The organism is Pseudotabrizicola sp., from assembly GCF_030684215.1.
Classification (GTDB): Bacteria; Pseudomonadota; Alphaproteobacteria; order Rhodobacterales; family Rhodobacteraceae; genus Pseudotabrizicola.
Map to the genome: position 1 here is coordinate 1 of NZ_JAUXOV010000016.1, position 25,166 is coordinate 25,166.

23 protein-coding genes, 1 tRNA gene and 1 pseudogene are annotated in these 25,166 nt (G+C 60.7%); 16 read left to right on the forward strand and 9 right to left on the reverse strand.

Annotation, left to right across the window (positions count from 1 at the left end; translation table 11 throughout):
- Positions 1 to 64: 64 nt before the first annotated feature.
- Together Q8K08_RS01320 and Q8K08_RS01325 are read left to right on the forward strand one after the other, a co-directional pair.
- Positions 65 to 141: transfer RNA gene (locus Q8K08_RS01320), tRNA-Met, on the forward strand.
- Between the two features lie 94 nt (positions 142 to 235).
- Positions 236 to 415, forward strand: coding sequence for a hypothetical protein (locus Q8K08_RS01325; RefSeq protein ID WP_305248951.1), 180 nt, complete (start codon positions 236 to 238; stop codon positions 413 to 415).
- Between the two features lie 330 nt (positions 416 to 745).
- On the opposite strand, the pseudogene Q8K08_RS01330 reads toward Q8K08_RS01325, so the two are convergent.
- The 5 genes and pseudogenes from Q8K08_RS01330 to Q8K08_RS01350 form a co-directional block, all read right to left on the reverse strand.
- Positions 746 to 1,807: pseudogene (locus Q8K08_RS01330) on the reverse strand (recombinase family protein); the annotation flags it as partial.
- A gap of 800 nt (positions 1,808 to 2,607) precedes the next feature.
- Positions 2,608 to 3,006 (reverse strand): hypothetical protein, encoded by a 399-nt coding sequence (locus tag Q8K08_RS01335; RefSeq protein ID WP_305248952.1) that lies wholly within the window; start codon positions 3,004 to 3,006, stop codon positions 2,608 to 2,610.
- 47 nt (positions 3,007 to 3,053) lie between these two features.
- Positions 3,054 to 5,243, reverse strand: a complete 2,190-nt coding sequence (locus tag Q8K08_RS01340) for an AAA family ATPase (RefSeq protein WP_305248953.1) — start codon at positions 5,241 to 5,243, stop codon at positions 3,054 to 3,056.
- 99 nt (positions 5,244 to 5,342) lie between these two features.
- A complete protein-coding gene (locus tag Q8K08_RS01345) occupies positions 5,343 to 6,251 on the reverse strand; it encodes a GIY-YIG nuclease family protein (protein ID WP_305248954.1) in 909 nt (302 codons plus the stop codon).
- A gap of 140 nt (positions 6,252 to 6,391) precedes the next feature.
- Complete coding sequence (locus Q8K08_RS01350; protein ID WP_305248955.1) at positions 6,392 to 6,889, reverse strand: hypothetical protein; 498 nt, start codon at positions 6,887 to 6,889, stop codon at positions 6,392 to 6,394.
- Between the two features lie 109 nt (positions 6,890 to 6,998).
- On the opposite strand from Q8K08_RS01350, the gene Q8K08_RS01355 reads away from it, so the two are divergent.
- A complete protein-coding gene (locus Q8K08_RS01355) occupies positions 6,999 to 7,211 on the forward strand; it encodes a ribbon-helix-helix protein, CopG family (protein ID WP_305248956.1) in 213 nt (70 codons plus the stop codon).
- Positions 7,212 to 7,726: 515 nt separating this feature from the next.
- Here the strand turns inward: Q8K08_RS01355 and Q8K08_RS01360 are convergent.
- Positions 7,727 to 8,743, reverse strand: coding sequence for a LacI family DNA-binding transcriptional regulator (locus Q8K08_RS01360; protein WP_305248957.1), 1,017 nt, complete (start codon positions 8,741 to 8,743; stop codon positions 7,727 to 7,729).
- A gap of 90 nt (positions 8,744 to 8,833) precedes the next feature.
- On the opposite strand from Q8K08_RS01360, the gene Q8K08_RS01365 reads away from it, so the two are divergent.
- From Q8K08_RS01365 to Q8K08_RS01375, 3 genes are all read left to right on the forward strand, one after another.
- Positions 8,834 to 10,006 carry a phytanoyl-CoA dioxygenase family protein gene (locus Q8K08_RS01365; protein WP_305248958.1) on the forward strand — a complete coding sequence of 391 codons (1,173 nt, stop codon included), beginning with the start codon at positions 8,834 to 8,836 and terminating at the stop codon, positions 10,004 to 10,006.
- An 8-nt stretch (positions 10,007 to 10,014) separates the two neighbouring features.
- Positions 10,015 to 10,827 carry an SDR family oxidoreductase gene (locus Q8K08_RS01370; RefSeq protein WP_305248959.1) on the forward strand — a complete coding sequence of 271 codons (813 nt, stop codon included), beginning with the start codon at positions 10,015 to 10,017 and terminating at the stop codon, positions 10,825 to 10,827.
- 63 nt (positions 10,828 to 10,890) lie between these two features.
- Positions 10,891 to 11,952 (forward strand): alkene reductase, encoded by a 1,062-nt coding sequence (locus Q8K08_RS01375; RefSeq protein ID WP_305248960.1) that lies wholly within the window; start codon positions 10,891 to 10,893, stop codon positions 11,950 to 11,952.
- 242 nt (positions 11,953 to 12,194) lie between these two features.
- Here the strand turns inward: Q8K08_RS01375 and Q8K08_RS01380 are convergent, their stop codons facing one another.
- Positions 12,195 to 12,587, reverse strand: coding sequence for a hypothetical protein (locus Q8K08_RS01380; RefSeq protein WP_305248961.1), 393 nt, complete (start codon positions 12,585 to 12,587; stop codon positions 12,195 to 12,197).
- Positions 12,588 to 12,669: 82 nt separating this feature from the next.
- Between Q8K08_RS01380 and Q8K08_RS01385 the strand changes: the two genes are divergently transcribed.
- Positions 12,670 to 12,834 carry a DUF4387 family protein gene (locus Q8K08_RS01385; protein ID WP_305248962.1) on the forward strand — a complete coding sequence of 55 codons (165 nt, stop codon included), beginning with the start codon at positions 12,670 to 12,672 and terminating at the stop codon, positions 12,832 to 12,834.
- A gap of 180 nt (positions 12,835 to 13,014) precedes the next feature.
- On the opposite strand, the gene Q8K08_RS01390 is transcribed toward Q8K08_RS01385, so the two are convergent.
- Positions 13,015 to 13,476, reverse strand: coding sequence for an RpiB/LacA/LacB family sugar-phosphate isomerase (locus tag Q8K08_RS01390; RefSeq protein ID WP_305248963.1), 462 nt, complete (start codon positions 13,474 to 13,476; stop codon positions 13,015 to 13,017).
- A 182-nt stretch (positions 13,477 to 13,658) separates the two neighbouring features.
- Here Q8K08_RS01390 and Q8K08_RS01395 point away from each other — a divergent pair, with 182 nt between their 5' ends.
- The 9 genes from Q8K08_RS01395 to Q8K08_RS01435 all read left to right on the forward strand — a co-directional run bounded on the left by Q8K08_RS01395 (position 13,659) and on the right by Q8K08_RS01435 (position 24,015).
- Complete coding sequence (locus Q8K08_RS01395) at positions 13,659 to 15,137, forward strand: sugar ABC transporter ATP-binding protein (protein WP_305248964.1); 1,479 nt, start codon at positions 13,659 to 13,661, stop codon at positions 15,135 to 15,137.
- A 38-nt stretch (positions 15,138 to 15,175) separates the two neighbouring features.
- On the forward strand, positions 15,176 to 16,150 hold the full coding sequence (locus Q8K08_RS01400) for an ABC transporter permease (protein WP_305248965.1): 975 nt from the start codon (positions 15,176 to 15,178) through the stop codon (positions 16,148 to 16,150).
- Between the two features lie 73 nt (positions 16,151 to 16,223).
- A complete protein-coding gene (locus tag Q8K08_RS01405) occupies positions 16,224 to 17,207 on the forward strand; it encodes a substrate-binding domain-containing protein (protein WP_305248966.1) in 984 nt (327 codons plus the stop codon).
- A gap of 72 nt (positions 17,208 to 17,279) precedes the next feature.
- A complete protein-coding gene (locus tag Q8K08_RS01410) occupies positions 17,280 to 18,038 on the forward strand; it encodes a GolD/DthD family dehydrogenase (protein ID WP_305248967.1) in 759 nt (252 codons plus the stop codon).
- Between the two features lie 7 nt (positions 18,039 to 18,045).
- Positions 18,046 to 19,038: a dihydroxyacetone kinase subunit DhaK gene (locus Q8K08_RS01415; RefSeq protein WP_305248968.1), complete on the forward strand. Its 993-nt coding sequence runs from the start codon at positions 18,046 to 18,048 to the stop codon at positions 19,036 to 19,038.
- Positions 19,039 to 19,050: 12 nt separating this feature from the next.
- Positions 19,051 to 19,686 carry a dihydroxyacetone kinase subunit DhaL gene (dhaL, locus tag Q8K08_RS01420; RefSeq protein ID WP_305248969.1) on the forward strand — a complete coding sequence of 212 codons (636 nt, stop codon included), beginning with the start codon at positions 19,051 to 19,053 and terminating at the stop codon, positions 19,684 to 19,686.
- A 65-nt stretch (positions 19,687 to 19,751) separates the two neighbouring features.
- Positions 19,752 to 20,417, forward strand: coding sequence for a dihydroxyacetone kinase subunit DhaL (dhaL, locus tag Q8K08_RS01425; protein ID WP_305248970.1), 666 nt, complete (start codon positions 19,752 to 19,754; stop codon positions 20,415 to 20,417).
- On the forward strand, positions 20,417 to 22,465 hold the full coding sequence (locus Q8K08_RS01430) for a bifunctional sugar-binding transcriptional regulator/dihydroxyacetone kinase subunit DhaK (protein WP_305248971.1): 2,049 nt from the start codon (positions 20,417 to 20,419) through the stop codon (positions 22,463 to 22,465). The genes dhaL (Q8K08_RS01425) and Q8K08_RS01430 overlap by 1 nt, the downstream gene beginning before the upstream one ends.
- A 113-nt stretch (positions 22,466 to 22,578) precedes the next feature.
- Positions 22,579 to 24,015 (forward strand): DUF6880 family protein, encoded by a 1,437-nt coding sequence (locus tag Q8K08_RS01435; protein ID WP_305248972.1) that lies wholly within the window; start codon positions 22,579 to 22,581, stop codon positions 24,013 to 24,015.
- Positions 24,016 to 24,189: 174 nt separating this feature from the next.
- On the opposite strand, the gene rlmF is transcribed toward Q8K08_RS01435, so the two are convergent.
- Positions 24,190 to 25,095 carry a 23S rRNA (adenine(1618)-N(6))-methyltransferase RlmF gene (gene rlmF / locus Q8K08_RS01440; RefSeq protein WP_305248973.1) on the reverse strand — a complete coding sequence of 302 codons (906 nt, stop codon included), beginning with the start codon at positions 25,093 to 25,095 and terminating at the stop codon, positions 24,190 to 24,192.
- Positions 25,096 to 25,166 lie beyond the last annotated feature (71 nt).

The window sequence follows — 25,166 nt, forward strand, 5'->3', positions numbered from 1 at the left end:
GAGACACAAGACTCTCAATACGATACAAATACCCGATCGCAATATAACTTGCCCTCGGGCCGGACGCGGGGTGGAGCAGCCCGGTAGCTCGTCAGGCTCATAACCTGAAGGTCACAGGTTCAAATCCTGTCCCCGCAACCACCGTCACTTGCCTTACGCCCGCACCACCCGTGCGGGCTTTTGCATGTTTACCCATCCCATTGCCGCACAACGATAAAATTGCGCCAAGCTCACCATGCAGCGCGATCAGATGCCCGTTCGGCGCATCCGGATCGGGGCGCAGGATGATCTTGTCGACCAACCCGCGCAGCAGATCAGCCGCCTCGGCCCTGGTGCCGTCTTCGTTCAGGGCTGCGGCGAGATCGGCCACTTTGCAGGCGTAAATGTCTGCGATGCCGGGATGGATCGGGACTGACTCAACGGCGGGCAGGGCGGCTAACTTGGCCGCAAGATCTGCCCGTTCTGTCTCCAGCCCGTCCATCTTCGCCTTCATGGACGGATGATACATCCCTTCCGTGATCGCGGTGACGATGGCGTCTATCTCGCGTAGCACCTTGGCAAGGCGACGTTCAACATCGCTCCTTGAGGCGAGGCTTTCGAGCCGTTCCTTCTGGCTCTCCCGGTGATATTCTTCGATGAATTCTGCGATCAGGTCCGGATGCAGCAGTTTGTCCTTCAGGCCGCACAAAACGCGGGTCTCGACATCGTCGCGCTTGATCGTCTTTCGGTTGGTACAGGTGCCGGAGTTGCGCGCGGCGGCGCAACCGTACCGGCTGTCGCTGATCATGATGTAATTCGATCCGCAGCAACCGCATTGCAACGACCCAGAAAACAGATGCCGCGCTCGACGGCCGATCTCAGCGCGCGGCGCAGCGGCCTCCTCGTCCCGCGCCGCAAGAATATCCGCGCGGATGGCGCCCTGCCGGACCTTGACCCGCTGCCACTGGGCATCGTCGATGATCCGCAGATGCGGCACATTCTCGGTGATCCACGTCTCCGGCGGATTAGGCCGGGCCTGGCGCTTGCCGGTCTCGGGATCCTTTACAAACCGCTGCCGGTTCCAGACCAGTTTGCCGATGTACAACTCATTGTTGAGAATGCCGGTGCCACGCTTCCAGTTGCCCGAAATGGTTGAGAACGACCAGGTGCCGGGCCCCTTGCCGTTGCCAGAGCGCGGGGCCGGGACGCCCTCACGGTTCAGCGCGATGGCGATTGTGCGCGCGCTTTTGCCCCGGTCATAGTCCTGATAGATCCGCCGGATGACCGCAGCTTCCGCCTCGTCGATCACTCGGTCTCCCGTTGTGAACGTGCCGTCGGGCAGGGGCTGGCGGTCCATCCGGTAGCCGTAGCTCAAGCCTCCCGCCGATTTGCCGGCCTTCACCCGGCCTTCCAGGCCGCGATGTGTTTTTTGCGCCAGATGCCGCAAGAACAGAGCCGACATGGTGCCGCCAAGGCCGATGTGCATCTCAGAAATCTCGCCCTCGGCCTTGGTGAAGAGCGTGACCCCCAGATAGGTCATCCGCTTGTGCAGACCCGCGATATGTTCCTGATCGCGGGAGAGCCGGTCAAGACCCTCCGCCACCAGCACGTCAAAACCGCCTGTCATGGCCATCTGCTGCATGCGCTGAAACTCGGGGCGCAAATGCGTAGCGCCGCTCATCGCCTCATCGGCGAACACCTCAACCACGCTCCAGCCGTGGTCATCGCACAGCCGTCGACACAAACGCACCTGATCCGGGATCGAGGCCGCCGACTGCTGGTCGCTGGAGTACCGGGCGTAGATCGCTGCACGCGCCTTGTTGGTCATGACCGATCTCCTTCAGCTGGCGGAATCATCATATCTTGCCGCGTCACGCGCGGCCTGTCGCGCCAAAAGCCGAACAAGGGCAAACAGCGCTGGATGAGGGGGCAGGCTGGTGACGGCGGCATCTGGACACGCAAGGGGCCCAGACGGCTCAGGAGCCGCGCCTGCCTGCGCGCCCTCCTTATCCCGAACATGCCTCTTCCGTTCCCGCGCCATGGCGAGGTGCCTCCGGCGCTCCGCCGGGTGCCGGCGGCAGCGCTATGATGGTTGATCCGTGGCCGGGCTGCAGTGCCCCTGCCGATAGGTCCATCATAGCGCCTCATTGGCGAACCCTGATCATGTAAAACACGCAAGCTCCTGTCATCATTGTGGAAAACCTTGACCAAAATCCGGAGTTCTCTCTATAGGAAAATTTGTGCCTGCCGTTACGAGGTCCCCGATCCGCACGGGCCGCCCGCACAGGCCGGATCGGGCGGACGCCATGTTCCGGCTCAGATCTGGAAAACTTGGAAAACTTGCCCTCCAGCATGAGTCCTCCTGAACGGCCGCAAGCCCATCCTTGTCCCTGATCCTGAAAAACCAAAGACAGAAAAAAGCCGGCGGCAGACGGAAGAGACGGGGAAGAGGAAAAAGGCACCAATCCCTACCAGAAGAGAAATACAGAAAAGAGGCGTTTAAGGAGGCCACCGAGGGAGCCTGAAAGATGAAAAAAGCTGAAAACGGGTCAGATGATAGCAGCAGGCCGCTCAATATTGAGAGATGCGCCTGTGCCCGCCCACGCCCCTCACCAAGCCTGCCACTTGTCAGATCCGATCGTCCGCCGCACTGAGCCGGGCCAGAAAAGCCTCGACCAGACGCTGAAACCTCGGCCAGGAAATCCGCCCCTTGCTGTGATTATCGCCCACCGCGCAGATTTTGTCATCGACTCGGGCAGGGTGGCCCAAGCGATAACAGCCATCCAGACAGCGGATCACAAGCCCCGGCATCGCCTCAATCCCGATCACTGCGGCGGTCAGAATTGGACGCGGCGCCTGCAGTGGATATGACGCAATGCCATAAATATGGGGGATGTCGTTGTCGGCCACGGCAAACCAGTCATCAATCACCGGAAACGCGTCGACGATGTCGGGCGGGATCGGTTTGCGAGATTGAAACAGCGCCACCTCGATCTGGCTCTGCGCAAGTTTGGGGTTTTTGTGCATTGATGCGTCTCCCTTGAGGTCTTCCATGGCGCGTCTGCCCGGTGCCGTCAGCACGCGACCGGATAGTCCTGAGTGTCGCTGGCGCAGGTTGAGGTACTGCGGGTTGAGGTACTGCAGGCTGGGGTGTCCAGGCTGGCCAACAGCCCGTCGAGGCGCGCGCCGGACAGCTCCCCCTCGGCGACCAAGGCATCGGCCAAGACCATAAGCCCTGCTTGATGCGCAGCAAGCATCTGCGTCGCCCGCGCTTCCGCCGCCTCGAGGCGCGTGCGAATGCGCTCCACCAGTGCCGGATCCCGAAACCCGGCCTCCTGTACATAAACCGGGCCATAGGCCCCCAAGCCGAACTGGGTGTCGATCATCGTCGCGAGACGCGTCGCCATGGCGAGATCAGAGTCTTTGGGTCCGCCGGCCCCGGCGGAGATCGTCCCCAGAACAAGCCGTTCCGCAGCCCGCCCGGCCAGGTGGACGGCAAGATGATCGTTGAATGTCGCCTCAGTGCTCTCGCTCTCGTTGAGCGTCCGTTCGGTCAGTCCGCCGCCATTGCCGAGGCTGACACGCGTCACCCGACCCTGCTGCAGCAGATGGGCGACGATCGTATGGCCTGCTTCATGAATTGCCACGCGCCGTGTCACCGCAGCGTTCGGAGCGGGCCCCGGAAGATGAGCGTCCAGATCCGCGAGCCCGACGGGGCGTCCCGCCACCCGTGCGGCGGATTTGGCGTTGCGGATCAAGGTATCAACCGTGGCCATGCTCTGGCCGATCAGGCGACGGGACAGCCCGGTAATCTCAGCCGTTGTCAGCGCCGTGCCCAGTCCTTGGGCCAGAACGCACGCGATGGCAGCGCGGTGGGGAAGGAGCACTTCGATTTTGCGGTCGAAACGCCCGGGACGCAGGATCGCCGGGTCCAAGGCTTGCACATCATTGCAGGCGCCAACGAGGATGACTCCACCCGCCGCGTTCAACTGATCGATCGCCAGCAACAGTCCGTTGATGACCTGACGTCTGTAGGCCAGAGCGTGCCGGTCCCCGTCAGAACGGGAGCTCGCGGAGTCGACCTCGTCGATGAACAAGATGGCGGGCGCTGCGGCCATCGCTTCCGCAAAACTCGCGTGCATGGCGCGGAGCATGTCCCCGAGATGGCCGGAGCGCTGCCACTCCGCAAACGAGGCGCTGATGAACCGCAAGCCAGGTGCGCTGGCCATCGCCTTTGCAACATGGCTTTTGCCCGTCCCGGCAGGCCCGTGAAGGAGCAAGGAATGAGGAATATCACCCCAGAGAACCTCGCCGCGCTGCCATGCAGCGACGTCTGCCACCAAAGCGCGGGCGGCCGCGACGGCGGGGCTGTCGGGGAGATCAGCAAGGTTTGGAGCAGAGGCCTGCGCGCAGCGGGCCGTCAACGCGTCCGCCGCGCGGCGCGGGTCGCCCTTGCGCAAGGCAGACAGCAGAACGATGTCCGTCACGCTTGCCAGAAGGTCGTCAGGGGGAAGTCTCGCCACGATGGCCCGCGCACTGGTCTTGACGCGCGTCGGATGCGTTGCAGCCCACAGTTGCAGCAGGATTGATTGGGTAAGCGGCGCCAAGGCGATCCGTAGCGGTGCTGCCGCCAGGATGGACTGCGATGGCATTACGCCCGTCGGCAGCAGGATAACCAGTGGCGCTGTGCCCTCAAGGCCCTCCGCAAAATTGGCATCCAGCCGTGCCATCTCATTTTGTGAGACAGCACCATCCAAGATGCGCGGCGTCAGCAGAAACGTCTTTGGAACCTCATCGGACTTTTTTGCGCCGGTGCCGCCAGACAGACGGCGCGCGAGGGAGAGGACCTCGTCGTGCAGGAGCTGATTGACGACATCGAAGCAGCCGATGGGAACTCCTTCAATGAGGGTGATCGTTCCGGGCCTGGCAATTTGAGTGAGGCGCGTGATGTCGCCGAACCCTGCACAGAGCCGCAGCAGCGCCAGCCGTGTTCTCAGGCCGACCATGCGGGGCCCGGGGATGGGATCATCCGATCCGGACGGATCGGTGAAGGCGGGGAGTACCCCCTCGGTGTCGTCCTCGATCCATGACTCAAGCTCCTCTCTCGACATGTCGCGCGGCTCTGTGGCCGAAAGCAGTCGCGGCATCAGATCGCCCAGTTTGACCGCGGCGGGTTTGGCCGCGCCCGACGGACGCAAGCTGTCGATCCGGCCAAAGACCAGCGCGGACACGCCAAGCCAGGCGGGGTGGAGGACGTCATTCATGTCATGAGGGTGGGTCATGTACAGGTCTCCGGAGTAAAGGATGCGGATCCCGGCGGCAAAGCCGCCGGGCTGAAATGCTCTTGGGGGAAAGGAGGGGGGTCAGGCGGCCAGGCGGGCGGCAAGATCGTCCAAAAGGGTGGTGATCAACGCCAGCGCATCGGGGGTGTAGATCTCGGACTTCACCTTAATCTGCCCAACATAGCGTTCCTGCGGCACGATTGTGCAAGGGATCGTGGCCTTGATGCGCTGATGCATGCCCTGTTCCGCGTGCAGCGCCGCCGCCCCCGTCGGCAGATGGACGACCCGCAGCAGCTCGCCGGTGCGCGTCCGGCCGGATTGCAGCTGGTGGTTCAGACGCGACGCCGGGTTGCGGGAGAAGCCGAGCTTGACGACAGGGCGCCCGTCCACCAGCTGGAACCGCATCAGGTAGATCGCGCTTGGTGCCGCACTCCAGACCTCACCGCATTGCGCGCAGGCAAATCGACCCGTGGTCATATTGCCCAACGTGACGGACTGTTCTGCCCCACACGCGTCGTGGCAATAGTGGCGGTAGTTGACGCGTTTGTCTGGATCACACCCCAGAAGCGTCCAGCCGTGTGCCGCTGCCTTAGCCATGTGCTTTGTCTGAAGGCAGGTGTCGCAGCGCAAGGCCTTGTCGCCGCGTGAAGCCTGGTCGATCAGAGCAAACTGGCGGCGCAGCTCGTGCCCACAAGAGGCCGCATAGTACCCGTAATGGCGGTTGGACGGATCGCGGCGCAGCATCGTAAGGCCCGCCGCCGCGGCCGTGGCGATGTGCTTTGCGTGCAGGCACGGGGCACAAGTCGGCTGGTAGTTCATCAGCACTGAGAGCCTCGTCTTTGTCAGGCCGCCACAGGCGTCGCAGCGCAGGGCAAGATGAAGCCGGTCGACAACCCGGGCCGCGATGGAAAACCCCTTCTGGCTGGCCATCGCAGACCAGTGCGGCAGGATCGCGCCGGGGAAAACGGGCTCATTACGGTCGTCAATCATCAAAGTGTCAGTTTGGGTAAGCTTGTTTAAAGTCATAAGGATACCTCTCGCCGTGACCAGGGAAAACTTGAAAGATGAAAAAGGGAAACCTGTCCAACATCGGTGTAATGCAAAGACAGGTCAGATTCTCGGGACGTCGACTATGCCGCCATCGCCATCGCCATCGCCGGTGCGAAGGGAGGCTCGGGCGTGTAATCCGAGAAGCTCAACAGCAGCCCGAAGTAGTGCCGAAATGTTTGCAACAGCGCTGTCGCCCGCGCAGCGCGCGGCCCGCGGCCTGGCACCGTGTAAAACCAGGCTGTGCTCGACAGGGCTTCAGCTAGGAAGGCGTATTTTGCCGCGTCCTTCGTCAGCAGCAGGGCTTCGAAGTTCAAAGCAACGATGCGAAACCGGCGGTCCGTCGCCGTCGGAGCCATCACCAAAATGACAGCCTCCGCCGCCGAGACGACAGCCGAGCGCGCCACCTCCGCATCCCGGAACCAGTCGTCAAACGCAAAATCACCAGACGAAATGCCCGCAATGTCGCGTTCCGCGGCGCAGAGGGTTTGCATGGATCTCACAAGGGTCGTGAAAGCAAACTCCGCCCCTCCGAGGGGTTCCGAAACCGAGGGGGAGGTGTTATTTCCAAAAATAGGCATGCCGATCTCCTTACAGGTTGGCGTGAGTAGAGTGAGCGTGAGGGGTGCAACCCTTACGCTCACTCAATATATAATATTAAAAAATATAAACAAGTGGGCGTCTCGCCAAATGTCAGAAAAGCAGAGAAAAAAGCAGGGACGTCCGAGCGTCGATACCGAAGCAGTATTGGTTCGTATGTCTCGTGAGCTGTTGGAGGCGATTGACGAGCACAGGCATGCCGATCTAGGGGTGCCTTCACGACCAGAATTGATTCGTCGAATTGTCGCAGAGTGGTTTGCTGCCAAGTCAAAAGACGGCAGTGATCAGGGTGCGGACAATTGAATCTTCACAGGGCCCATACGCAAAATGTGGCACTTCTGATGCCAACTGGTCAGAGTGCTATTGGCAGAACTGAAGATCCTGTTGAGTCCGCGGTGCGACCATCGCTCGTCGGACGGCAACCTCGCGGCTTTCCGCCATCAGCGCCCACGGAGCAGTTTAGGATGATCGCGTAGCAATGGGGCTGCGGGTCATCTTTGCCCAAGTGGGGTTGAAGATGATGAAGAAACCCTTAACGACGAAGACCCCTGCCGAGCAGGTTGTGAAGGACACCCGGCAGGGATGACCACCGGGCCTTCTGCACTTTCCAAACCTTGGTCATCAAAGCGGCGATTGGTAGCGTTCCGCCTTTGCGATCGCGATGCCAAGACCGATGTGCCCGGCCCTCTCCTGCCGTTCATCGAAGGTTGAGTGCTGCGCTGCAGCTACACTGAACCAGTCATTCGGTCTTGTCGCAGCAAATCTTGCTAGTCTACGTCGCCGATGGCAGTCCGATCCAGACGATGACCGCTTGCCTGTCAGGCCAGATTGATCGGACAGGCGATGCTGATCTCGGTGTCTTCGATTTGAATATGCGGTTCGATCAGTCGGTAATACTTGCTGAAATGAAGCGATACTTGACGGGCGTCCTGACGGAAACTGTGATGAATTACGAAACTGATCTGGCCGGACTCTAGCAACTCGGTATTGGTCCGGTCGAGATCGTGCGCCGCGAAAACGTCGATACTCCGATCGACAGCGGCAAAGGCATCGAGGATGGCCCTGTTGCCGCCGCCGATCGAATAGACGCAAGCGATGTCGGGATAGGCCTCAAGCGCTTGCCCGACCAGCGCGCCGGTGGGCCGGTTCACCCCGAAGCCCTCGGAAACGGTCGCCATCGTCAGATGCGGCGCATTCTGTTCCAGATACCGGGCAAAGCCGATGCGACGGGCATCCTCCCCCTCGAACTCGCGGCTCGAAAGTGTGACGAGAACGCGCGACGGAGGCCGCGGGGCCATCCGGCTGAGAAGAAAGGCCGCCGTCGCCCCGGCACGTTCGTTGGGCATCCCGACATAGGCCAGCCGTAGCGGCGCGGCCACATCGGTGACATAGGTAACCACCGGGATTTTCCGCGCCGCTAGGTCGGCAAGGCAGGCGGCGATCCCGGGCGTTGCGGGGACTTTCAGCACGATGCCTTGCGTCCCCCGCCGCGCAATTGCCCGCAGAAGGGCGACAATCTCGCGCTCGTCCATCACTTCGGCCAGATGGAACCTTGCGCGAAAGGTCCCAAGGCGGATCAGCGGCAGTTCTGCCTCGAACGCAGCGCGCACTGCGGTCGAAAACCGCTCTGGCGCCTGCATCACGATGTCGATGGTCACCTTCGTTCCGCGCAACTGACTTACGGCGTGCTGTCGCTCCAGCTCTGCCGCGGCGGCTTGCACCCGTTCGCGCGTCAAAGCCCGCACATGGTCGCGGCCATGCAGCACTCGGTCCACGGTCGCTAGGCTAAGCCCCGCCTGATGCGCGATCTCCTTGTTGGTGAACTTTGATGCCATCTGGTCAGTTGAGGTGTTTTTGAGGTGAAAGACAACTGTTTTGATGCATCAGTTTGCGCCACCCTTGGGCCAACCCCGGAGGAGGCCAAGATGAACATCCAGACGCCCAAACCCCAGCGCACCCCAGTTTGGCTGAATGCCGACAGCGGCGACTTCGAAACCTTTCGTGAGATTGTCGGCCAGACGGCAAACCCCGCCGACACGCCGCACGCCGCGCAGGTGATACGCAACATCCCGATCTACGAAGGCGCGTCAGTTGATGCCGCCTCCGCCGATCCGGCAACCCGTCAGGCGATGATGGAGGAATGGGCAGATGTCTTCGCCCATGGAGCGGGGATCATCGTGATCCGTCAGGGGCTTGCCGATCACGCCGTGATTGACCGCGCCAGCATCGTGTTCGACCAGATCATCGCGGACGAGAAACAGGCTGCCAAGGGCGGCGGCGACCATTTCGCCAAACCGGGTGCGAATGACCGGATCTGGAACTCGCTGGAAAAGCATTGCCTTGCCGACCCCGCCAACTTTGCCGCCTATTTCAGTTCGCAGGGCATCGCCATGGCGGCCGAAGCCTGGCTCGGGCCAGCCTCGCAGATGACGGCTCAGGTCAACCGGGTGAATCCGGGCGGCGCTGCGCAGACCCCGCACCGCGACTATCACCTCGGTTTCATGTCGGCGACGCGGATGGCGCAGTTTCCCGCCCATATCCATGCCGTGTCGCCCACTTTGACGCTGCAGGGCGCTGTGGCGCATTGTGATATGCCGGTCGAGACCGGCCCGACGATGCTGTTGCCATTCTCGCAACAGTTCTACGAGGGTTACCTTGCCTTCTCGCGGCCCGAATTTCAGGCCTATTTCGCGGCGAATTATGTGCAGCTGCCGCTGCACAAGGGCGATCTCGTGTTCTTCAACCCCGCAGTGATGCACGGTGCGGGCACCAACCACACCACGGATCGGTTTCGCATGGTGAATCTGCTGCAAGTGTCGTCTGCCTTTGGCCGAGCGATGGAGACGGTCAACCGCACCCGCATGCTGCGCGCGCTTTATCCGGCGATACGGACAGCGCGGGGGCTGAACATTGCCAACGTCATCGCAGCTTCGGCCGAGGGCTATCCGTTCCCCACCAATCTGGACAGCAACCCGCCCGTGGGTGGGCTTGCGCCGAAAACTCAGGCCGACTTTCTGCGCGAGGCGCTGGCGCAGGATCAGGGCGAGGACGCGTTCTTTGGCCTGCTCGACGCGCTTGACGCCAAGAACCGGTCTTAGGGCGCACAATGAACCGGATCGACGGAAAGATTGCGCTGGTCACCGGCGGCACCCAGGGTCTGGGGGCCGCCATCGCCCGTCTGTTTGTCACTGCGGGTGCTGCGGGCGTCGCGATTGTCGGCCGTGATCAGCCCAAGGGCGACGCACTGGCCAGCGAGATCATGTCCAATAGCGGCGTGCCGGTGCAGATGATCACAGCCGACCTGGGCGAGATGGCGGATGTCATGCGCGTTGTCGCGACCGCCGAAGCGCGGTTCGGGCGGATCGACATTCTGGTCAATGCGGCGGGCCTTACCGATCGTGGCAACTTACTGAACACGTCGCCCGACTTGTTCGACCGGATCTTTGCCGTCAACGTCCGTGCGCCGTTCTTTTTGATGCAGGAAGCGGTGAAGTGCATGGCGCGGGCGGGGGTTGACGGGCGGATCCTCAACATCGGCTCCGCCTCGGAACGCGCTGGACAGCCGTTCCTTGCGGCCTATTCGGCATCTAAAGGCGCGCTGGCCACGCTGACCCGCAATTCCGGCTTTGCGCTGATGCGCAACCGCGTTCGGGTCAACCAACTGGATATCGGCTGGATGCTGTCGGAAAATGAAAAGACGACCCAACTCCAGGAATCGGGCGATCCGGCCTGGCAGGAAAAGGCCGAAGCCGCGTTGCCGTTCGGCCGGCTTCTGGACCCCGAAGAGGTGGCCAAAGCGGTCTTGTGGATGGTTTCGGATGACAGCGGCATGATGACGGGTGCTGTGGTGCATTTCGACCAATCGGTCTGGGGCGGCTATGACGGCCAAGCCCCGTCACCCGCCAGACCGCTGGAATAGGTTTCGGCACGGCACTATACGCAGACAGCACTGAAAGACGTGCTAACGACGGAAGAAAGATTGATGTCACGGCTATTCGACACCCTCAAAATTGGCAGTCTGGAGCTGCCGAACCGCATCATTATGGCGCCCCTGACGCGCATGCGGGCAGGCAGCGAGCGTGTACCAAATGCGATGATGGCGGAATATTACCAGCAGCGGGCAAGCGCGGGCCTGATCTTGAGCGAGGCAACGTCTGTTTCGCCGCAAGGTGTTGGCTATCGGGGAACGCCCGGCTTGTGGAACGATGCGCAGGTCGTCGGCTGGAAACTCGTCACCACGGCCGTGCATGAAGCTGGCGGCCGTATTTTCTCGCAACTTTGGCACGTCGGTCGCATTTCCGACCCAGAATTGCTCGGCGGCCAACTGCCCGTTGCGCCGAGCGCGATTGCGGCAGCCGGGCATGTTTCAACGCTCCGGCCAAAGCGGCCCCATCCGGTGCCGCGCCCTCTTCGGACAGACGAAATTCCCAAAATCGTGGCAGATTTCCGTCACGGGGCAGAAAATGCCATGCGGGCGAGGTTTGATGGCGTCGAGCTGCATGCGGCAAATGGCTATCTGATCGACCAATTTTTGCAGGACAAAACCAATCACCGCACCGATCACTACGGCGGATCGGTTGAGAACCGCGCCCGCTTCCTGCTTGAAATCCTAGATGCAGCTATCGAGGTCTGGGGTGCGGATCGGGTGGGGGTCCATCTTCGGCCCCGCGGTGAAGAACACGACATGGGCGACAGCAACCCCAAAGCTATTTTCGGCTATGTCGCTGACGAGCTCAAAAAGCGCCAAATCGCCTTTATCTTCGTGCGAGAGACCGAAGGCCATGACAGCCTTCTAGGGGAAATTAAGCGCCGATTTGGCGGACCTGTCATCGCTAACGAACTGATGACCAAAGAGGACGGCGAACTTTTTATTGAAGCTGGTTCTGCCGATGCTCTGGCCTTTGGCCGCGACTATATCGCTACTCCCGATCTCGTTGAACGTCTCACGTTGGGTTTGCCCTTCAATCAGCAGAACAAGGAAACATTCTACGGGGAAGGCCCGGAAGGATACACCGACTATCCCCGCATGGTGCCGGGCGGTTGATCTCACAAAGGGTATTGTTTATGTTGGGCGCTCGAAATGAAGCGTCCGTGGGCCTTGTGGCGCTAGTGTTCCACACCTGACACTAGGTACCCATTGATGGAGCGTATCTTGCACGGTTCCGATATTCCCGAATGATTTTGTCAGATGACGGCTGGGGGCCGTCCAGGTCTACCTGTGCCATAACGATCACCCTCGGCTACTGTCGCTATTGCGACGCTCTCCCGACACGCTCTTTAATGGCCTCACCGATTTTTCCACCGAGTTCTTTCGCTGCACCAGTGGTGGAAGGCTTCGCGGCAAGGCACCGGGCAAGTCTGTAGCGCGCGCAGAACGTTGGGGTCGACCATGTCAGTCGCCGAGGCACTAACAAGAAGCTCCATCGCTGCCCTCAGAGACGATGGCGACGGCATCTGATCACGCGTTTCAATTGCGGCAATCAGATCGTCTGCCATGCGCGCCTCGAGCCAGGCAAATAGCTGGTGCGGCAGCGCATCACTTACGCTGCGGAGCCGTTCTAGACGGAGCGTCAGGGCCGTTACCTGACGTTCAACTGCTTTCAGCAAGGCCTCGTGCAGGTCGCGCGCCGTTTCCAGGACCTCCGCCCGCCACTCACTTCTGATCTCCCGGTCCAGCAAATCATGCGCCCGCCCCGTGCTTAGTAGTGCCGCAACCCCTGCAACCGGCCCCAGGATCAGCGCCCCGGAAGGGATCCTGAACGTGAACCCTGATCGGCTGACCGACTTTGTCGAGTATGATCCGGCCTATGCCATCAAGTTCACCATTCTGCGCCTGCGTCCTTGGGGCAGTGCTGGCGACGGCGATATTTTCGGAGCACAGCAATATGCGCCGTTCTTTGATGTGGAGGTGGATATTTGGGCCTGATCCTTGCCCGGTCGCGCGGCATGACAGGTCTTGCCGCGCGACCGGACTGACCGAAAAGCAAAAGCAAAGACCCTGTTGATGAAAGTCAACCGCTGCCCATCGGCAGTTTGTGCGCAGTCGCAACAGGGGGCGCTTGATCGCGCCTCCCGCTGTCACGCTCTTTCTGGGCCGCCCACGGCGTCAGCGGCGGTTGTATTTCGCGTCAACGTCGTCAATAGCAGTGACATTTCCTGCGGATTTGCCTGCCGCATCAAACTGCATCGTCTGGGCAAGCCATGCGTCAGCGATGGCCTTGGCAAGCTCGGCCCCGATCACCCGTGCGCCCATGGTTATAATCTGAGCGTTGTTCGACAAGGCCGCTCGTTCGGCGGAATAGGTGTCATGTGTCAGCGCAGCGCGGATGCCGGGCACCTTGTTGGCCGCAATGCACACGCCGATCCCCGTGCCGCAGCACAGGATCGCACGGTCATATGTGCCCGAAATCACCGCATTTGCCACGCGCTCTGACAGGGTTGCATAGAACGGGTCCAGCATATCATCCATGCGGCTGATCTCAAAAACCTCGTGCTTGGCCTTCAGATGGTCGGCCAGCACCTTGGCCAAACCCTCCCCCGCGCTGTCGCCTGCTATTGCCAGTTTCATCTTTGTTTCCTTTGGGTTTGGCGGCAGGTGTCGCCAGAATATCCCTTGCTACAGATCAATTCTCTATAGATTCCTCACAACAAAATCAATTGTCAGATTCATGTTGACATTTGGAGGGCCCCCGCTAGCTTACAAAAGACGAAGCAGGTTTGACATTTGTAACGGGACTGCCGGGGGAGCCGATGACACCAATCTTGGAAGTAGAGGGGCTTGCAAAAAGCTTCTCTGGCGTGCCGGCGCTGATCGACGGCAGTTTCCGGTTGGAGGCGGGGTCTGTGCATGCCCTTTGCGGTGGCAATGGTGCGGGGAAATCCACGTTTTTAAAAATAATTATGGGGCTTCACCATCGCGATGCCGGCAGTGTCCGGCTGAACGGGCGCGAGGTCAGCTTTGCCAACCCCTCCGACGCTTTGCACAACGGCATCGCAATCGTCGAACAAGAACTGTCGCCGGTGCCCGCAATGTCTGTGGCCGAAAATATCTATATGGGCCGTGAGCCGTTGCGCAGTTTTGGCCGGATCGATTTTCAAATGCTGAACCGCCAGACGCAGGACTTGCTTGACGGGTTCAGCTTTGCCATCCGCGCAAATGATCTGATGATGGATCTGACCGTGGCGCAGACCCAACTGGTCGAAATCGCCAAAGCGCTCAGCTATGACGCCGAGGTGATCATTCTGGACGAGCCCACCTCTGCCTTGGGCGAGGCGGAGGCAGATCACCTTTTCGAGGCCATCGCGACACTGAAGGCCAAGGGAAAGGGTATTATCTATGTCAGTCACCGCCTGTCCGAAATCTTTGCGATTGCCGATCATTACACGGTGTTTCGCGACGGCAGGTTTGTTCAGAACGGCGCCATCGATGCGATTGACAAGGAACAGCTGATCCAGCTGATCGTGGGCCGCCCCCTAAGCGAGGAATTCATCAAGGAAAACACCCCCAGCGACAAGATTGCGCTGCGGGTGCACGGGCTTGCAGCGCGGCGCGGGGTCAGTGATCTGTCCTTTGATCTGCATGAAGGCGAGATTCTGGGTCTCTATGGCCTTATGGGGTCTGGCCGTACCGAGGTGCTGGAACGCCTGTTCGGCCTGTCGCACGAGCCGGGTGGCCGGATCGAGATCAACGGCAGCGAAGCGTGCATCGCCGGACCCAAAGACGCCATCGCCGCAGGCATCGCTTTGGTGACCGAAGATCGCAAACAGACCGGACTGGTGCTGTCTGCCAGCGTCCGGGATAATCTGTGCCTGTCAAGTCTGGGGGCATTGTCGGTGGCCGGCTACATGCGACGCAACCGCGAAGCGGAGCAGGCAGCAAACATGACCAGTCTGCTGAAAATCAAGACCGCCAGCGACGCGCTGATGGTCGAGAACCTGTCGGGCGGTAACCAGCAAAAGGTTGTGCTTGGCAAATGGCTGATGACCGCGCCAAAGGTTTTGCTGCTGGATGAGCCGACTCGCGGGGTCGATGTGGGTGCCAAGCGTGAAATCTACCGCGTGATGTCAGATTTTGCGCGGGCTGGTGGCGCGGTGATCATGGTGTCATCGGAAACAGAAGAAATTCTGGGAATGGCAGATCGCGTCATCGTGCTGCGCAATGGCCGAAACGTTGGCGAATTGGAGCGCGCGGCATTGTCGGCCGAAGTTCTTCTGCACCTCGCCGCCTGATCCTTATCGTTACTTCGACAGACTGGAACTGGACAGCAATGACCACTCAATCTTTGACCATCGGTAACATTCTCCAACGCTATGGCATCTTCATAGCGCTTGCGGTGGTGTGCATTGTTCTTGCCGTGATCAGCCAAAACTTTCTGTCAACGCGCAACATTCTGAACGTGCTGCGTCAGACCTCGATCAACGGGATCCTTGCGATTGGCATGACCTTTGTGATCCTGACGCGGGGGATTGATCTGTCTGTCGGGTCGGTTGTGGCGTTTGCAGGGATCGTGGCGGCCTCGTTCGCGACAACCGCCTCGACGGGAATGGTTGCGGGCGGGCCATACCCAACGCTGCTTGCGATTGCTGTCGGACTGGCCGTCGGCATGTCCTGCGGTGCGGTGTCGGGGTTGATCGTGGCGCGGTTTCAGGTTCCGGCCTTTGTCGCGACCTTGGGGATGCTGTCTGCCGCGCGCGGCATGACGCTGATCTATTCAGGCGGGCGGCCCATTCCGGCGCTGACAGAAGAGTTCCGCTGGATCGGCACTGGCAGCATCTGGGGCATTCCGGTGCCGATATTCCTGCTGCTTGGTACGTTTGCAGTTGCCCATTTCGTGCTGACCCAGACCCGGTTCGGTCGCCACATCTATGCCGTGGGTGGTAACCCGCATGCGGCCAAGGTCTCGGGCCTGCCGGTCAAGCGCATCCGCTTTACGGTCTATGTCATCGCAGGGGCGCTGGCCGGGCTTGCTGGGATGATCTTGTCGGCCCGCACCGGATCTGCCTTGCCACAGGCAGGCATTGCTTACGAACTTGACGCCATCGCCGCCGTTGTCATTGGGGGCACGTCGCTTGCGGGGGGGGTGGGCCGGGTCACGGGCACGCTGATCGGGGCGCTGCTGATCGGGGTCATGAACAACGGTCTCGATCTGATGGGGGTCGAATCTTATTATCAACAGGTCATCAAGGGCATCCTTATTGTGGCTGCCGTTATGCTTGACCGATCCAAGAACAAGCAGGACTGACGTCCTTGACTTGGCCGATGGCAAGACTGGCCGTCGCAGCTTCTAAGCGCAATCCATGGGAGGAAAGACGCAGATGACTAAGAAAATTCTGATGCTCGCAACCGCAATGTCGTTGGTGACCGGCGCCGCAATGGCGCAAGACAAGCCAAAGATCGGCGCGGCCCTGTACGGGCTGAACGCAGAGTTCATGCAACTTTGGGCGGCGGCTGCCGAACAGCACCCCGCCGTAAAACAGGGCCTTGTGGACCTGACGGTGTTTGATGGCCGTTACGACGCACTGGTGCAGCAAGAACAGTTCGAGACAATGATCACCCAAGGCTATGACGCGATCATCTTCGCTCCAATCGACGCCGATGCAGGCGCGGCAGCCGTTGAAGCGGCGGTTGCGGCTGGCATCCCGGTGTTTGGCACCAACACAATGGCCAACACCGACAAGCTGTCATCCTATGTCGGTTCTGACGATGTGCAGTCGGGCTATATGGAGGCTAAATATCTGCTCGACAAGATCGGCTGCACCGGCAACGTTGTCATCATCGAAGGCCCCATTGGCCAGTCGGCACAGATCCAGCGGCTTGAAGGTAACCAGAAGGCACTAGCGGAATGCCCCGATGTCAAGGTTCTGGAACAGCAGACCGGCAACTGGAGCCGCGCCGAAGGTCAGACCCTGATGGAAAACTGGTTGACCAAGCACGGCGACGCAATCAACGGTGTGATCGGCCAGAATGACGAAATGGCACTGGGCGCGATCGAGGCGATCAAGGCGGCGGGAATGGACCCCAAAAGCCTTGTGATCGTAGGGATTGACGGCGTGACAGACGCGCTGCTGGCGGTCAAAGCCGGCGACATGGCGTCGATCCTGCAAGATGGCGCGGCACAGGCGCAAGGCTCGGTTGACCTTGCCATCGCCGCTGCGATGGAAGGCTATGAGCCGATGTCGGATATCTGGGCCCGCTACCCCGATATGCCATGGGCGGGCGGCAAAGCCGCACAATACATGGTGCCATGGACCCCGGTCACGCTTGAAAACGTAGACGCCTTGCTGGCAACCCGTCAGTAAACGCATCAAAATCTCCCGGGGCGCGCTGTCTTGCGCCTCGGGGGTGTTGTCTGGAATAAAAGGAATGAAGGCATGGTCGCCGCGAATTTTCCATTCTCGTTGACGGGCAAGGTCGCCATTGTCACCGGTGCTGCATCCGGGATCGGGGCGTCGATTGCCGAGGCCTTTGCTGCGCGCGGGGCGCAGGTTGCGTTGCTGGATGTGAACCAGAACGCGGCGCAGGCGGTCGCAGACACGCTTTCGGGCGCACGGGCCATCGCATGCAACGTCACAGACGGCGACAGCGTGGCCGCCGCACTGGCGCAGGTGCTGCGCGATTTTGGCGGGATCGACATTTTGGTGAACAGCGCGGGCATCGTGGATCTTGCCCCCGCCGAAGACATCTCGGCCACCGCCTGGGACCGCACGATTGCGGTCAACCTGACCGGCAGTTTTCTGATGGCGCAGGCCGTTGGCCGAGCGATGATCGCACGCGGCAAGGGCGGGCGGATTGTCAATCTGGCAAGTCAGGCGGGCTCGGTTGCGATTGACGGGCATGTGGCCTATTGCGCGTCCAAGTTCGGGATCATTGGCGTGACCAAAACGCTGGCGCTTGAATGGGGCTGCCACGGGATCACAGTGAATTCGATATCCCCCACCGTCGTGCTGACCGCTCTTGGCAAAGCGGCGTGGGATGGTCCCAAGGGTGAGGCGATGAAGGCTTTGATCCCCACCGGGCGTTTTGCCGAACCGCATGAGATTGCCTCTGCTGCAGTCTTTCTTGCGTCAGACGAAGCGGCAATGATCAATGGCGCTGATCTCTTGGTTGATGGCGGCTATACGGTGAAATGAGGACAAGATGCAGCGACTTTTGAACAACCCCGATGATTTGGTCGATGAAACCGTGGCGGGCTTCGTCAAGGCGCATCGCGACCTTGTGCATCTTTCGCCCGACAACGCGCGTGTCGTGGTGTCGAATTTTGCCCCCAAAGCCGGGCGCGTCGGCATTGTGACAGGCGGCGGATCGGGCCACGAGCCGGCCTTTATCGGGTATGCCGGGCGCAACCTTGTCGATGCGGTGGCGGTCGGAGAGATTTTCTCGTCGCCCACGGCGAAAAGCTTTGCCGATGCGATCCGGGCCGCAGACGGCGGGGCGGGTGTGGCGGTGCTTTACGGCAACTATGCCGGTGACAACATGAACGTGAAAATGGCCGCGCGCATGGCGACCAAAGAGGGCATCGATGTGGCAACCGTGGTTGCCAATGACGATGTCTGCTCGGCCCCGACCACCGAGCGTGAAAAACGTCGCGGCGTGGCGGGTGAAATCTTCATGTGGAAAATCGGCGGCGCGAAAGCGGCAACGGGGGCAAGCCTTGCCGAAGTTCAGGCCGCTGCACAAAAGGCGATTGATGCCTGCCGGTCGGTGGGCGTGGGTCTTGGCCCCTGCACGCTGCCTGCGGTCGGGCATCCCAATTTCGCCATCGCACCCGGCACAATGGAGGTGGGCATTGGCCACCACGGAGAACCGGGCACGCGGGTCGAACTCCTTAAACCCGCCAATGACGTGGCCGATGATATGCTGAAAATCGTGATGGACGATCACGCCCTGCCTGCGGGCAGCGAAGTGGCCGTGCTTGTGTCGGGGCTTGGGGCCACATCGGTGAACGAGCTTTATGTCTTGTATGACCGGATCGAAACCGGCTTGACTGCGCTTGGCATGAAGGTGCACAGCGCCCTTGTCGGCAATTACTTCACCTCGCTGGAAATGGTCGGGGCCACACTGACAGTGATGGCGCTGGATGATGAACTGAAGGCGCTGTTTGACACTGACTGCGCCTGTGCCGCGCTGTGACATGAGGATTTTATGACATCCATACCCAACGCATCCCAAGCGGCGATCATTCAGGATCTGGCAGACGTCATTGTTGCCAACAAGGCTTGGCTATCCGAAATTGACGGTAAGATTGGTGACGGCGACCACGGCAGCAATATGGCCAAAGGCTTCAGCCGGGCCGCAGACCGTATCGCCGGGCAGGATATAACGCTGGATGCGGGACTATTGGTCCTGTCCGATGTGCTGATGAGCGAAATCGGCGGCTCTATGGGGCCGCTCTATGGCCTGATGTTCGCAGACATGGCGGGCGCGATGCAAGGCCATGACCGGATTGACGCGGACTTGTTTTCCGCCGCGCTGAACGCCGGGCTGCAAGCGGTGCAAGGCGTGGGCAACGCAAAGGTTGGCGACAAAACGCTGGTCGATGCGCTTGCCCCGGCGGTTGCGGCCTTTGATGCGGCAATGGCCAACGGCTTTGCGGCAGCTTTGGACGACATGGCACACGCAGCAGAAGCCGGGCGCGACAGCACCATCGACCTTGTGGCCAAAATCGGCCGGTCAAGCCGACTTGGAGAGCGGTCACGCGGCGTGCTGGATGCGGGTGCCACATCGTGCTGCCTTATCCTGACGAGTCTTGGTCAATCCGTTCGCACGCGCCTGTCCTAGCGGGGCCAGCGCGCTGCGCTGTCTGCAAACTTGCATCTTGGGGGCTGATCTGCCCAATTGTGGATATGGAAGATTTCAGCTCACGCAAATTGATAGACCTGTTTCGCCTTATTGCGGTGCGCATGTCCGATGCGCGGCGCGAACTTGGCGCGCTTGACGGCGCAATCGGCGACGCCGACCACGGCAATTCGATGGCCGAAGGGTTTGCCGCGATCGTGCGCGCCATCGCGGCCGACGATGACCGGCCCCCGGCAGAGGTGATGTTGCTGGCGGGTCAATCCTTTCTGTCTGCGGTTGGTGCGACCACGGGGCCTTTGTATGCCAGTGCCATGCTTGCTGCGGCGAACGGTCTGGACGGCAAGACCACAGTGTCCGCAGCGGATGTGGCAGGGCTGGTCCCCGCCTTTGCCGACGGCATCGCCAAGCGCGGCCATGCGCGACCGGGCGACAAGACGATGATGGATGCCTGGGCCCCCGCCGCGCGCGCCGTGCTGGAGGCGGAAAAAGCGGGCCTTGCCCCGATAGTGCGGCTTTCACGGGCAAGGGCCGCTGCAATCGCAGGGCGCGATGACACGCGCGCCATGATGGCCGCCGTGGGACGCGCCGCCAGCCTTGGGCCGCGCAGCCTTGGCCACATAGATCCAGGGGCAGCCTCGGCCGTGATCATCATAGCCGCCCTGCATGAATGGCTGCACGCCCAACGCCCACCTGTTCCTGAAAAGGCGCAATAATGGCACCAAGGTTAACGAACCGGCAGACCGAGGATAATGACGCGGTTATCCCGCTGCGCTTTGGCGACGATCCGCTGTTGTGGGCGTCGTGGCTATATTACGAGGAAGGTCTGACACAGGGCGCAATTGCCGAACAGATGGGCGTGTCACGCCCTTCGGTCAACGCCTATCTGGCCGATGCGCGGTCGCGCGGCATCGTGAACATCGACATCGCGCCCGACATGTTCCGCACGCTGACCATTTCTGTCGCCCTGCGCGATCATTTCAATTTGCAAGATTGTCTGGTAATTCCGACCCATGGCGATGAGCGGTCCCTGATCGACCGTCTCGGGGGGGCGGGGGCCAAGGTTCTGGCCCGAAACCTGCGGTCAGGCGATACCCTTGCAGTGACATGGGGGCGCACGGTTTTGTCGATGGCCGATCAGATCAGCCATCCGGGGCTAAAGGATGTGCGCGTGGTGCAAGCCACCGGCGGCACAACTGCCCAGATCCCCTGGACGCCCGAGGCCTGCGCCTCACATCTGGCAAAGGCGCTTAATGCGCGCGCCATTCCGATTTCAGCCCCGGCCATCGTCTCCTCTGCCAAAATGCGCGAGATGCTGGTCCGGGAATCGGTGCTTGCCGAACAGCTTGGCATTCTGGCCGAGGCCGACCGGATTGTGATGGGCATCTCATCCTTGCGCCCCGAAAGCACTATCCACACAAGCGGCTTTCTTGAAGGCGGGATGCAGCACAGCCATTATCAGGACGCGGTCGGCAGTCTGACCGGGCGCTTTATCTCTGCTCGGGGGGAACCGGTAATCGGCCCGATGCATGAGCGCACCATCGGGCTTGGTCTGGATCAGTTACGCGCCATACCCCAGCGCATCGCCATCGCGGGCGGTATGGATAAGGTGGCGGCCATTCTGGCGGCCTTGCGGGGGGGGTATGTCAGTATTCTGGTGACCGATATCGCGACGGGCCGGGGTATCCTGAACGCTGAAGGATACCACGACACGACGCAGAGGCCGACGGCACAGCCTGACCGCGCGCTGCGCCCGCGCACCCATGTGAAAAAGCTGATCAACAACCCCAAAGACGCGGTGGATGAAACCCTGCGCGGTGCGGTTCTGGCGCATGAACATCTTATTGCCCCGGTGCCCGGCAGCAAGCGCGCAATCCGGGCGATTGACGGGCCAAAGCCGGGTAAGGTTGCCATCGTGATCGGCGGCGGCGCCGGGCACGAGCCTGCCTTTTGGGGCTATGTCGGCGCCGGGATGGCCGATGCGGCGGTAGTGGGAAACACCTTCGCCTCGCCCCCGCCAGACCCCATTATCGCAGCGACCCGCGCCGTGGACGGCGGGGCGGGTGTCTTGTATATTTACGGCAACTTCTCGGGCGATGTAATGAACTTTGGCATGGCCGCAGAGATCATGGAGGCCGAAGGCGTCAAGGTCCGCTCTATCATAACAACCGATGACGTCGCATCTTCCCCGCGTGAGACGCGCTCTGCCCGCAGAGGGGTTGCAGGCACCGTCTTTACCTTCAAGATTGCGGGGGCTGCGGCCGCCAGAATGCTGCCGCTAGAGACCTGCGAGGCGCTTGCAAAGCACACCAATGCGCGCACCTACACCATGGGTCTGGCGCTGGAACCCAGCAGCCTGCCGGAAACCCGCCAGCCCAGTTTTGAACTTGGCCCGGATGACATGGAAATCGGCGTCGGTGTTCATGGTGAACCCGGAGTAGAGCGGCGCAGCGTGGAGTTGGCCGATACCTGCGCCGATCTGCTCTTGGACCGGGTCCTTGAAGAAATGCCTGCGACCGAGGGCGATGAGGTGGCCTTGCTTGTAAACTCTTTGGGCAGCATTCCCAATTCAGAACTTTACATCGTGTTGCGCCGGGTGCGCCAGCGATTGAAGGCGCGCGGGATCGGCGTGCATTGCAGCTATGTCGGCTCTTATTACACATCGCTTGACATGGTCGGCATGTCCTTGTCGGTTCTGCATCTTGATAGTGAAATCAAAAGCCTGCTGGAACATCCCTGCCGCTCGGTGGTGTTTTCGTCCTAGGTGACCAGGAAAGCAATTTGGCTCTGGCTGGCAAGAGAATTGTGGGCAGACCGTTGCAGGTATCTACGCGCTGGGGCAGTTTGGAGCGGAACGAATGAAAGCCCCCAATTCATATGGCCAAAAAGACCCTGAACGCTGAAAACCTTGAAACGTTGGGGGCAGAACGACTTGCAGGCTTGGTCATGGACCTTGTGCGCGGCAACGCGGCCTTGCAGCGCCGGGCGCGGATGGAGCTGAGCGCGGCGCAGGGGCCGAAGGACATTGCGGCTGATCTGCGCAAGCGATTTGTCTCCCTTCGGCGCTCGACCAGCTATGTCGACTGGCGCAAGCAAAAGGTGTTCGTCAAGGATCTGGCCAGCCTGCTTGCGATGATAGAAACCGGAGTTGCACCGCAAGATGCGGATGAGGCGTTTGATCTTGCGTGGTCGTTCCTGCAATTAGCGCCGTCCATCCATGCGCGCACCGATGACAGCAACGGCGCGATCGGTGATATCCTGCGCGACGCCATGCGCCTGATCGCCACACTGGCCTCAAGGATCAATGTCAGCCGCAACGTGCTGGCCGAGCGTATCCTCGACGCGGTGGCCGAGGCTGGCTACGGCGAATTTGACGGCATCATCCCCGCACTGGCCGCTGCACTCGGCCCCGATGGGCTCGACCACCTCAAAACAATCACCGAAGCCTGGGCTGCCGCAGGGCCCACAGCGCAAGAGATCGCGCGATACCGGGGCCTGGGGCTGATGTCATCGCCAGAGGCCAGCGCGCGGCGCAACATGGACAGCACGCGGTCGATCATTCTGGCGGATGTCGCGGACGCGCAAGGAGACGTCGATGCCTACATGGCGCGCTATTCCGCCGAACAGCTAACCTATGGCACCATCGCACCAGATGTGGCCCGCAGGTTGCTGGATGCTGGGCGCGTGCAGGAGGCGTTCGACATCCTGACCCGTGCCCGTAACGCCGAGGCGGGTCAAGCCATGCGCCTGTTCCGCTATGATCTGGACGCGGTCTATGAAGAGTGTCTGGAAAAACTGGGTACGCGCGAGGATCTCAAGCAGCACCTGTGGGAGACGTTTACGCAAACGCTTCAGGGGATTGCTTTGCGCAAATACCTGAAACTTATGCCGGCTTTCGATGACATTGAGGCAGAGGACCGTGCGCTCGCCTTGGCCGAAACCCACCCCCATTTGGGCGCCGCGATCCATTTCCTGATCGGCTGGCCCGACCACAGCCGGGCCGCGCGCATGATTGCCGCACGGGCAGATGAGCTGGATGGCAACGCCTATGAAACCCTGACCACCGCCGCCGACACGCTGGCAGCCGCGCACCCGCTTGCCGCGACCCTGCTGCGGCGGGCGATGATTCAGGATACGCTGACCGGCGCAAAATCAACCCGCTACCGCCACGCCGCCCGCCACCTTGCCGAATGCCAAGCCAGCGATGCCGCGATTGATGATTATGGCTCCGCCGCCTCCCACACACAGTTCGCCCGGACATTGCGCCAGACTCATGCGCGAAAGTCCGGGTTCTGGCAGTTGCTTGAAGGGTGATAATAGCCCGTAGCGAAGGCGTCGTCCCGCTGGTCGAAGACGGCCCAGACCTGCCTCCAGAGAGCGTGCAGCCGTTGCGACGCGACGCTGCCTTATTCGGTCGTCCATCAGGGTACGCCTTATTTTAAGCTGATGCGTGTCTGCCTGAAGACCCCTTTGCTGAACCGGATCTACCTACAAAGCTCGCTGCCGTTCTGGGTAGTAGGTCCAAGCGATAAACCGGCTGGTCTTCTGGCCCTGTGCCATTTCGACAACCTTGAACTCCACAACCTTCGCCTTCTTCAGCAGTCTGGAGAGTGGCCTGAGGTTGTCTTTCTTGGACACCAAGCAGGTGAACCATAGGCATTGGTCGGCAAAATTCATGCTCTGCTCGACCATTCTGGCCATGAAGCCGATTTCACCACCCGGACACCAGAGTTCGGCATTCTGGCCGCCAAAGTTGAGTTCGGCAGAGTGGCCTTTGCCAAGGTTCCGCCATTTTCGCCGCGTGCCCTGTTCCGCCTGCGCAGGCGACGCATGAAACGGGGGATTGCACAGCGTGAGGTGAAAACGATCGTCAGAGCCGATAACGCTTTCGAAGATATCCGCCGAGTTGTTCTGACGTTTGAGCTTTATATAAAGCTTGTTGCGCTCACAGATTTGCCGTGCTGATTTGAGTGAGACCGGATCGATATCAACGCCTGTGAAGTCCCAGCCATATTCATGCTGACCTGTCAGCGGATACACAAGACTCGCACCCGTCCCAATGTCCAGCGCCCTGATACCTCGGCCATGCGGGATCTTCTGATCATTACTTTCGGCAAGCAGATCCGCCAGGTAATGAATGTAATCGACACGACCCGGGATCGGGGGGCACAGGTAAGAGGCAGGAATGTCCCAGAAATCTAGCCCATAGTGGGTCACCAACAGCGCCCGATTGAGCAGACGGACCGCGTCCACGTCTTGAAAATTGATCGTCATCTGACCGCGCGGATTTTTGGTGATGAATGCCTCCAGTTCAGGAGATTCCACGATCAGGCGTTCAAAGTCATACCCCTCTCGGTGTTGGTTGCGGGGGTGCAACATGAGTTTAATAGCCATGGAAAACCTTCTAGCCTGTTGGTCTAGGCAGCCTGCCCGACAAGGCATCAACCTTAGAGCTTCCTGGCTGC

Coding starts and splice junctions, on each gene's coding strand:
- Q8K08_RS01325 (WP_305248951.1), top strand. CDS start 236: ATGCAGCGCGATCAGATGCCCGTTCGGCGCATCCGGATCGGGGCGCAG.
- Q8K08_RS01335 (WP_305248952.1), bottom strand. CDS start 3,006: ATGCACAAAAACCCCAAACTTGCGCAGAGCCAGATCGAGGTGGCGCTG.
- Q8K08_RS01340 (WP_305248953.1), bottom strand. CDS start 5,243: ATGAATGACGTCCTCCACCCCGCCTGGCTTGGCGTGTCCGCGCTGGTC.
- Q8K08_RS01345 (WP_305248954.1), bottom strand. CDS start 6,251: ATGATTGACGACCGTAATGAGCCCGTTTTCCCCGGCGCGATCCTGCCG.
- Q8K08_RS01350 (WP_305248955.1), bottom strand. CDS start 6,889: ATGCCTATTTTTGGAAATAACACCTCCCCCTCGGTTTCGGAACCCCTC.
- Q8K08_RS01355 (WP_305248956.1), top strand. CDS start 6,999: ATGTCAGAAAAGCAGAGAAAAAAGCAGGGACGTCCGAGCGTCGATACC.
- Q8K08_RS01360 (WP_305248957.1), bottom strand. CDS start 8,743: ATGGCATCAAAGTTCACCAACAAGGAGATCGCGCATCAGGCGGGGCTT.
- Q8K08_RS01365 (WP_305248958.1), top strand. CDS start 8,834: ATGAACATCCAGACGCCCAAACCCCAGCGCACCCCAGTTTGGCTGAAT.
- Q8K08_RS01370 (WP_305248959.1), top strand. CDS start 10,015: ATGAACCGGATCGACGGAAAGATTGCGCTGGTCACCGGCGGCACCCAG.
- Q8K08_RS01375 (WP_305248960.1), top strand. CDS start 10,891: ATGTCACGGCTATTCGACACCCTCAAAATTGGCAGTCTGGAGCTGCCG.
- Q8K08_RS01390 (WP_305248963.1), bottom strand. CDS start 13,476: ATGAAACTGGCAATAGCAGGCGACAGCGCGGGGGAGGGTTTGGCCAAG.
- Q8K08_RS01395 (WP_305248964.1), top strand. CDS start 13,659: ATGACACCAATCTTGGAAGTAGAGGGGCTTGCAAAAAGCTTCTCTGGC.
- Q8K08_RS01400 (WP_305248965.1), top strand. CDS start 15,176: ATGACCACTCAATCTTTGACCATCGGTAACATTCTCCAACGCTATGGC.
- Q8K08_RS01405 (WP_305248966.1), top strand. CDS start 16,224: ATGACTAAGAAAATTCTGATGCTCGCAACCGCAATGTCGTTGGTGACC.
- Q8K08_RS01410 (WP_305248967.1), top strand. CDS start 17,280: ATGGTCGCCGCGAATTTTCCATTCTCGTTGACGGGCAAGGTCGCCATT.
- Q8K08_RS01415 (WP_305248968.1), top strand. CDS start 18,046: ATGCAGCGACTTTTGAACAACCCCGATGATTTGGTCGATGAAACCGTG.
- dhaL (WP_305248969.1), top strand. CDS start 19,051: ATGACATCCATACCCAACGCATCCCAAGCGGCGATCATTCAGGATCTG.
- dhaL (WP_305248970.1), top strand. CDS start 19,752: ATGGAAGATTTCAGCTCACGCAAATTGATAGACCTGTTTCGCCTTATT.
- Q8K08_RS01430 (WP_305248971.1), top strand. CDS start 20,417: ATGGCACCAAGGTTAACGAACCGGCAGACCGAGGATAATGACGCGGTT.
- Q8K08_RS01435 (WP_305248972.1), top strand. CDS start 22,579: ATGGCCAAAAAGACCCTGAACGCTGAAAACCTTGAAACGTTGGGGGCA.
- rlmF (WP_305248973.1), bottom strand. CDS start 25,095: ATGGCTATTAAACTCATGTTGCACCCCCGCAACCAACACCGAGAGGGG.